Below are 6,395 nucleotides of genomic sequence, written 5' to 3'. Positions count from 1 at the left end.
CCCGGTGCGCTCAAACGCCGCGCGGGCTGGAATGTGCCGCTGCGCGGCATATCCAGCCCCGCCGGCGTTTGAGGCGCGGGGGTCCGGGGGCGGAGCCCCCGGTTACGGGAAGGGGCGGGGTGGGGAAGAAGCCCCGCGCAGCGGGTCCAGCAGGTCCGGCACGGGTAGTCCCACCGGCTGGACCAGCCACAGGAAGTCCCCCAGCCCGCCGCGCGCGGTGAGCTCGGCCGCCTCCCCCGCCGACGCCAGCCCCCGTACGTACGCCACCGGGTCCGTGGATGCCAGCGCGAGCGGGGGCCGCGCGCCCGACACCCCGAGCGCCCCCAAGGCCTCCCGCTGGCTCATCAGCAGGGCGGTTCCCGCCCCGCCGGGGGCGACCGCGCACGCGTCCAGCGCCACGTGCGCCGTGACGTCGCACGAACCGTCCGGCACCGCCGCCACCTCCCGCCCCCCGCGGAAGCCTGCCAAGGTTCCGTACGCCGGCCGGTTCGCCGCCGTGTGGGCGTAGTCCACCGCGACCGCCAGCCCCCGCTCCAGCGTGCCGACCGCCGCCGCCCACGCCTCGTCGCGCGCCCTGCCGATCTCGCGTCGGCCCGGCCCCGGCCACCAGCGCTCCAGCCACTCCCGGTCGGAGGCCGACACCGGCCCGCCCGGGGACTCCGCGCCGTCGCGCCCGACCAGGACGTACCGGCCGTCCTCGGCGACGTCCAGCGGCACGTTGTCGAGCCACTCGTTGGCGAAGAGCAGCCCCACGGCCCCCCGCGGCGGCTCCGGTACCCAGCGGATCCGCCCGTCCAGGCCCGCCGGCCGCTGCGCCCGCTCCACCGCGTACGGCCGTACCCGCGCCGCCACCTGCGGCGGCAGTGCCGCCAGCACCCCGGTCAGCAGTTCCCCGCGCCCGGCCCCGACGTCCACCAGGTCCAGCTCCCCCGGGCGGCCGAGCTGCTCGTCCACCGCCAGCAGGAGCCGGGCGACCGCCCCGGCGTACAGCGGCGAGGCGTGCACGGACGTGCGGAAATGCCCGGCCGGGCCCGCCCCGCCCGGGCGTACGTAGAAACCGTCGGGCCCGTACAGCGCGGTCTCCATCGCCTCCCGCCACCGCACGGGCTCCGTGACGCTCCCCTGACCAGACTGTTCGCTCATCACCCACAGACTAAGCAACCCCTCCACCTTCCGGAGTACGCCCCTGTGGCACGGATCGCCCCTGTGGTTGACTCCAGCACCTATCCGGCTTTTCTACTCTGGGTTACGTGCAGCGCCTCTACGACTTCCTCCGCAGACACCCGACGGGCGTCGACAGCTTCTGGGCTGTCGTGCTCCTCGGGATGGCCATGCTGGAAGTGGCATCCGAGAACCTCACCGCCGCGGAGCGGCTGATCGCCGTCCCGTCGGTGCTCGCGCTGTCCACCGCCGTCGCGTTGCGCCGCAGGTGGACGACCCAGATGTTCTGGGTGGCCCTCGGCGCCGGCGTCTACCAGCTGCTGACCCGCGTCGACCTCCACCTCGCCGACTTCGCGACGCTGGTCGTCCTCTACACCCTCGCGTCCGCCAGCGACGTCTCCCGCTGGCTGTCCCGCTTCGCGCTCGGCGCGGGCCTCGCGGCCGCTCCGCTCTACGCGCTGCGCTTCGGCATCGACAAGAGCTCGGCCGGCTCCGCGCAGAACGTCTACTTCACGCTGTTCATGATGGTCCCCTTCGCCCTCGCCTGGGTGCTGGGCGACTCCGTCCGCACCCGCCGGGCGTACTACGCCCAGCTGGTCGAGCGCAACCAGCGGCTGGAGAAGGAGCGCGAGGCCCAGGCCAAGGTCGCGGTGGCGGCGGAGCGCGCGCGGATCGCCCGCGAGCTGCACGACGTCGTCGCGCACAACGTCTCGGTGATGGTGGTCCAGGCCGACGGCGCCGCGTACGTCATGGACGTCGCCCCCGAGCAGGCCAAGGAGGCCCTGCAGACCATCTCCGGCACCGGGCGCCAGGCGCTCGCCGAGATGCGCCGCCTGCTGGGCGTGCTGCGCACCGGCGAGCCGCAGGAGTCCGAGGACTACGTGCCGCAGCCCGACGTCGAGCAGATCGAGGTGCTCGTCGAGCAGGTGCGGGCGGCCGGGCTCACGGTCGACTTCGAGGTCGAGGGCACGCCGCGGCCGCTGCCCAGCGGCGTGGAGCTGACGGCGTACCGGATCGTGCAGGAGGCGCTGACGAACACGCGCAAGCACGGCGGCCCGGAGGCGAAGGCGAACGTGCGGCTGGTGTACTTCGACGACGGGCTCGGCCTGCTGGTCGAGGACGACGGGCGGGGCGCGGCCCACGAGTTGTACGAGGACGGCGGCGCGGACGGCGCCGGGCACGGCCTGATCGGCATGCGGGAGCGGGTCGGTATGGTCGGCGGGACCCTGGAGGCGGGGCCGCGGCCGGGCGGAGGCTTCCGGATCAGCGCGCTGCTGCCGCTGAAGAAGAAATGAGGTCGAGGTAGCGGATGTCCATCCGAGTGATGCTCGTAGACGACCAGGTGCTGCTGCGCACCGGCTTCCGGATGGTGCTCGCCGCCCAGCCGGACATGGAGGTGGTCGCCGAGGCCGGCGACGGCCTGGAGGCGCTGGAGGTGCTCCGCGCGACGAAGGTCGACGTGGTCCTGATGGACGTGCGCATGCCGAAGCTCGACGGGGTCGAGGCGACCCGGCGGATCTGCGCCCAGGAGGACCACCCCAAGGTGATCATCCTGACCACCTTCGACCTGGACGAGTACGCGTTCTCCGGGCTGAAGGCGGGGGCGAGCGGGTTCATGCTGAAGGACGTGCCGCCGGCGGAGCTGCTGGGCGCGATCCGCTCGGTCCACAGCGGCGACGCGGTGGTGGCCCCGTCCACGACCCGCCGCCTGCTGGACCGCTTCGCCCCCATGCTCCCGACCACGACCGCGGAGCCGCAGCACAAGGAGCTGGACCGGCTGACGGACCGCGAGCGCGAGGTCATGCTCCTGGTCGCCCAGGGCCTGTCGAACGGCGAGATCGCCGCCCGCCTGGTCCTGTCGGAGGCCACGGTGAAGACCCACGTCGGCCGCATCCTGACCAAGCTGGGCCTGCGCGACCGCGTCCAGGTGGTCGTCCTGGCCTACGAGACGGGCATGGTCCGCGCAGGCGGCGGCAGTCTGTAGCCCCCTCAGGTCATCCAGCGGTCCGGGCTGGCGTCCGCGCGGCCGGTGCGGGAGCGGTCGGCCTGGGCGTGGAGGAACTCGGCGGCCTCGGCCGCGGCACGCAGCCGGGCCGTGACCGTGCCGTTCGCGCCGTGGTCGACCGAGACGTCGGCGACCCCGCGGGCCCGTTCCCACGGCCCCTGGGTCAGCCGTACGCTCTGCACCTTCGCGTGCGGCACGATCTCCGTACGCCGGCACAGCCGGCCGTGCCGGGCCGCGAAGACCTGCGGGGACACCGCCAGGCCGTAGCCCTTCCACCAGACCGGGACCACCCAGCGCGAGGCGCGCCCGGGGGACGGAGCGAACTCCAGGTCCGCGAGCTCCACGCCCGGCAGCACCCGGGCCACCACCGCGTACGCCTCCCCGCGCTCGGCGACCGGCACCAGCACGTCGTTCTTCGAGCCGGCCACCGCCAGCTCCACCCGGACCCAGCCGCGCCGCCGCCACAGCAGCGGTTCCACGATCCGCACCATCTGCACCCGGCCGGGCGGCACCGTCTCGTGGGCCCGGTCCAGCAGGCCGTGGTCCAGGCGCAGCCCGTCGGGCGAGTCCGCGACCGTCCAGTCGTACTCGGTGAGGAAGCGGCCGCCGCTGGCCGCCCAGACGCCGCCCAGCACGGGCAGCAGCATCGCCAGGCTCACGACGAGGCTGGCGCTGATCCACCACACCGCCACCGACGCGGCCAGCCCGCCCGCCAGCGCCCCCCAGACCCCGAGACTCAGCAGCAGGGAGCGCCACAGCCGGTCGGCCGGGACCCGCAGCAGCCCGTGCACCGGGGCCTCGCCGACACCGGCCGCCTCGGCCGGGGCGAAGCCGGCCGCCCGCGCCAGCAGTTCCGCGCGCAGCGCCCGGGCCTCCCGCTCGCCGAGGAAGGCCAGTTCGTCCTTGTCGTCGGTGCCGATGACGTCGAGCTTGAGCTTGGCCACGCCGGTGGCCCGGGCGAGCAGCGGCTGGGTGACGTCGACGGCCTGCAGGCGGTCGAGCCGGATGTGGGCCGTGCGCCGGAAGAGCAGCCCGGTGCGGATGCGCAGCTCGGTGTCGGTGACGGCGTAGGAGGTGAACCACCAGCTCAGGAAGCCGTACAGGGCGCCGAGCAGCAGCAGGCCGAGGAGCAGCAGCACGCCGAGGACCGACCCCAGGTCGCGGGCCCACTCCTGGGCCCGGTCGACCTGCTGGCTGAGCACGCCGATGACGGCGCCGATCGGCACCCAGGCGCGGCGCAGCGGGGTGAAGGGGTGCAGCCGGTGGTGCTCCGCTGGGGCGGCACCCGGCTCCACCGGCGCGGCCCCCGGCTCCACGGGCGGCGTGTCGGCCTCGGCAGGCGCAGCGCCCGGCTCCTCATGGGCGGCACCCGGCTCCACCGGCGCGGCCCCCGGCTCCACGGGGCTCACAGTCCCGCCGACCTTGCCTCGCCGAGCTCCGTCAGCCGGTCGCGGAGCCGCTCCGCCTCGGCCGGCGCCAGGCCCGGGATCTTCGCGTCGCTCGCCGCGGCGGCCGTGTGCAGCTGTACGGAGGCCAGCGCGAAGCGCCGCTCCAGCGGGCCGGAGGTCACCTCGACCAGCTGCATCCGCCCGTACGGCACGACCGTCTGCTCGTGCCACAGCACCCCGCGGCTGATCAGCAGGTCGTCGGCGCGTTCCGCGTACCGCCACGAGCGCCAGTTGCGCCCCAGCATCACCCAGCCCCAGCCCAGTACGCCCGCCCAGACCAGCCCGGTCGCCGCCCACGCCGGGCCGGCGAGCACGCCGGTCAGGACGGCGGTCACCACCCCGAGCACGGTCGTCCAGAGCACCAGCAGCAGCCGTCGCAGCCGGAGCAGCCCGCCCGGCAGTCCCACCCACCGGGCACCGTCCGTCCCACCGAGTGGTCCGTCCGGTTCCCGCTTCGTCCCCGTATCCATTCCTCCAGCGTAGGGCTGAGACACTGGGCGCATGACGGAGACCACGGTCGGCATCGGCGGTGCGGCGGAGAGCACCGACATGGTGCTCAACATCGGACCTCAGCACCCTTCCACGCACGGCGTGCTGCGCCTGCGCCTCGTCCTGGACGGCGAGCGGATCACCAGCGCGGAGCCGGTGGTCGGCTACATGCACCGCGGGGCCGAGAAGCTCTTCGAGGCCCGTGACTACCGTCAGATCGTCATGCTGGCCAACCGCCACGACTGGCTGTCCGCCTTCTCCAACGAGCTCGGCGTGGTCATGGCCGTCGAGCGGATGCTCGGCATGGAGGTGCCGGAGCGGGCCGTGTGGATGCGGACCCTGCTCGCCGAGCTGAACCGGGTGCTCAACCACCTGATGTTCCTCGGGTCGTACCCCCTCGAACTGGGCGGTATCACCCCGATCTTCCACGCGTTCCGCGAGCGCGAGGACCTCCAGGCGGTCATGGAGGAGATCTCCGGCGGCCGCATGCACTACATGTTCAACCGGGTCGGCGGGCTCAAGGAGGACCTGCCGGCGGGCTGGCTCGGCCGCGCCCGGGCAGCCGTGGCCGAGTGCCGCTCCCGGATGGACGTCTACGACAAGCTCGTCCGCGGCAACGAGATCTTCCGCGGCCGCACCCGGGGCGTCGGCGTGCTGTCCGCCGAGGCCGTCCACGCGTACGGGGTCTCCGGCCCGATCGCCCGCGCCTCCGGTGTGGACTTCGACCTGCGCCGCGACGAGCCCTACCTGGCGTACGGCGAGCTGCAGGACGTGCTCAAGGTCGTCACCCGCACCGACGGGGACTGCCTGGCCCGCTTCGAGTGCCTGCTGGACCAGACCCACAACTCCCTGGACCTGGCCGACGCCTGCCTGGACCGGATGGCCGAGCTGCCGCCGGGGCCGATCAACCAGCGGCTGCCGAAGGTGCTCAAGGCGCCGGAGGGCCACACGTACGCCTGGACCGAGAACCCGCTCGGGATCAACGGCTACTACCTCGTCTCCAAGGGCGAGAAGACGCCGTACCGGCTGAAGCTGCGCTCGGCGTCGTTCAACAACATCCAGGCGCTGACCGAGCTGCTGCCCGGGCAGCTCGTCGCGGACATGGTGGCGATCCTGGGCTCGCTGTTCTTCGTGGTCGGCGACATCGACAAGTAGGCGCGGACCGGGCGCTGTGCGGCGACGGGGGCGGGCCGGGCGGCCTAGATTGCGGCCATGACCGCTGCCGCTGCCGCCGCCGCTGCCGCCCCGCGCCCCGACCGCCCCGCGCCCTCGGACCGCCCGCGGCCCGGCCT

Annotated in this window: 6 protein-coding genes; 3 read left to right on the top strand and 3 right to left on the bottom strand. The window is 74.0% G+C overall.

Annotated features, from left to right (window positions below; genetic code table 11):
• Positions 1 to 102: 102 nt before the first annotated feature.
• On the bottom strand, positions 103 to 1,143 hold the full coding sequence (locus GPJ59_RS32070; RefSeq protein WP_219671432.1) for an SAM-dependent methyltransferase: 1,041 nt from the start codon (positions 1,141 to 1,143) through the stop codon (positions 103 to 105).
• Between the two features lie 107 nt (positions 1,144 to 1,250).
• Between GPJ59_RS32070 and GPJ59_RS32065 the strand changes: the two genes are divergently transcribed.
• Together GPJ59_RS32065 and GPJ59_RS32060 are read left to right on the top strand one after the other, a co-directional pair.
• Complete coding sequence (locus GPJ59_RS32065; protein WP_219671431.1) at positions 1,251 to 2,456, top strand: sensor histidine kinase; 1,206 nt, start codon at positions 1,251 to 1,253, stop codon at positions 2,454 to 2,456.
• 14 nt (positions 2,457 to 2,470) lie between these two features.
• Complete coding sequence (locus GPJ59_RS32060; RefSeq protein ID WP_219671430.1) at positions 2,471 to 3,145, top strand: response regulator transcription factor; 675 nt, start codon at positions 2,471 to 2,473, stop codon at positions 3,143 to 3,145.
• Positions 3,146 to 3,150: 5 nt separating this feature from the next.
• Here the strand turns inward: GPJ59_RS32060 and GPJ59_RS32055 are convergent, their stop codons facing one another.
• Positions 3,151 to 4,575 (bottom strand): PH domain-containing protein, encoded by a 1,425-nt coding sequence (locus GPJ59_RS32055; protein ID WP_374200970.1) that lies wholly within the window; start codon positions 4,573 to 4,575, stop codon positions 3,151 to 3,153.
• Complete coding sequence (locus GPJ59_RS32050; protein ID WP_258025244.1) at positions 4,572 to 5,084, bottom strand: PH domain-containing protein; 513 nt, start codon at positions 5,082 to 5,084, stop codon at positions 4,572 to 4,574. Before GPJ59_RS32050 ends, GPJ59_RS32055 begins: the two co-directional genes overlap by 4 nt.
• Before the next feature lie 31 nt (positions 5,085 to 5,115).
• On the opposite strand from GPJ59_RS32050, the gene GPJ59_RS32045 reads away from it, so the two are divergent.
• A complete protein-coding gene (locus GPJ59_RS32045) occupies positions 5,116 to 6,258 on the top strand; it encodes an NADH-quinone oxidoreductase subunit D (protein WP_219671428.1) in 1,143 nt (380 codons plus the stop codon).
• The last annotated feature ends 137 nt before the right edge of the window (positions 6,259 to 6,395 follow it).

The sequence above is a fragment of the Streptomyces bambusae genome (assembly GCF_019400985.1).
Taxonomy (GTDB): domain Bacteria; phylum Actinomycetota; class Actinomycetes; order Streptomycetales; family Streptomycetaceae; genus Streptomyces; species Streptomyces bambusae_A.
This window is presented reverse-complemented; position numbering and strand designations above follow the sequence as displayed.